General features: G+C 56.3%; 2 protein-coding genes. Both read left to right on the top strand.

Annotation, left to right across the window (positions count from 1 at the left end; genetic code table 11):
* The first annotated feature begins 73 nt into the window (after positions 1-73).
* Positions 74-376 (top strand): transposase, encoded by a 303-nt coding sequence (locus tag FBX99_RS29725; protein WP_256667454.1) that lies wholly within the window; start codon positions 74-76, stop codon positions 374-376.
* Positions 373-1,209, top strand: a complete 837-nt coding sequence (locus tag FBX99_RS28780; protein WP_372241325.1) for an IS3 family transposase — start codon at positions 373-375, stop codon at positions 1,207-1,209. Before FBX99_RS29725 ends, FBX99_RS28780 begins: the two co-directional genes overlap by 4 nt.
* Positions 1,210-1,245: the final 36 nt, after the last annotated feature.

Here is a 1,245-nt window from a genome sequence, read left to right as displayed (position 1 = left end):
GCTGAACTGGCCTAATGATTTTGGACACTTCAATCGGGCGCTATGATGGCGCCCAAATCTGAGGTGTTTGGATATGCGTAAATCTTATTCGAGTGAGTTCAAGCTCAAGGCTGCCAGCATGGTGCTGGACGAAGGCCAGTCAGTTCCCGAAGTCTGCGCCAGTCTGGATATTGGCCCTACCGCCTTGCGTCGTTGGGTCGATCAGGTACGCAAAGAGCGTTTGGGCTCGACGCCGGTAGGCGCCAAGGCGATTACCGCCGACCAGCGAGAGATTCAGAGGCTCAAAGCCCTGCTCAGGGAGAAAGACCTGGACATCGAAATTCTAAAAAAGGCCAGTGCTCTCCTGCTTTTGGACGCCAAAGATCATTCACGCTGATCGATGAGCTGGACGAGCAGTACGGCGTTAATCGGTGTTGCCGGGCGTTCGGCGTCAACCGCAGCAGCTTTTACGCCTGGCGTCAGCGCCAAGGTAAGGCTAATCCTCAGCGAGAGAAGCTTAAAGCCGCGCTGGTCAAGCATCACAAGGCATCGCGGGCTTCTGCGGGAGCGAGGACTTTGGCGAAGGAGCTGCAAGAGAAAGGGCATCGCATCGGCCGGTACTTGGCTCGCAGTTTGATGCGCGAAGCGGGGATCGCCAGCCGCCAGCGCCGACGCCATAAGTACAAATCGCCCGGCGTGGAAGCTTTGGTGGCACCGCACGTGCTCAAGCGTAAGTTTGATGTCACGGCGGTCAATCAGGTGTGGTGTGGCGACGTGACGTACCTCAAGGTCGGCAAGCGATGGCTGTATTTCGCTGCGATTCTGGATCTGTTCGCCCGTCGGATCGTAGGCTGGTCGTTTTCGATGATTTCCGATGCCACGCTGACCTGCGAGGCTTTGCGGATGGCGGTTGAGCTCAGAGGTCGTCCTAAAGAGGTGCTGTTTCATTCAGACCAAGGCTGTCAGTACACCAGTCATAAGTTTAGGAATGAGCTGCTGGCGCATGGCGTGCGGCAAAGCATGAGCCGTAAAGGCGAATGCTGGGATAACGCTCCGATGGAGCGCTTCTTCGGAAGTTTGAAATCAGAGTGGGTGCCCGAGACGGGTTACGCATCAGAACATGAGGCCCGAGCGGACGTGCAGCGTTATGTGTCGCGCTACAACATCACCAGGCCTCACAGTTATAACGATTACCGGTCGCCGGTCGTCAGGGAAAGACTGGCGGCGTGAACCTTAAATGGTGTCCAAGAATACTTGACCAGTTCA

It is taken from the genome of Pseudomonas sp. SJZ074 (assembly GCF_007828215.1).
GTDB lineage: Bacteria > Pseudomonadota > Gammaproteobacteria > Pseudomonadales > Pseudomonadaceae > Aquipseudomonas.
The sequence above is the reverse complement of the archived record's forward strand: the minus strand, read 5'-3'. Positions and strand labels throughout refer to the sequence as shown.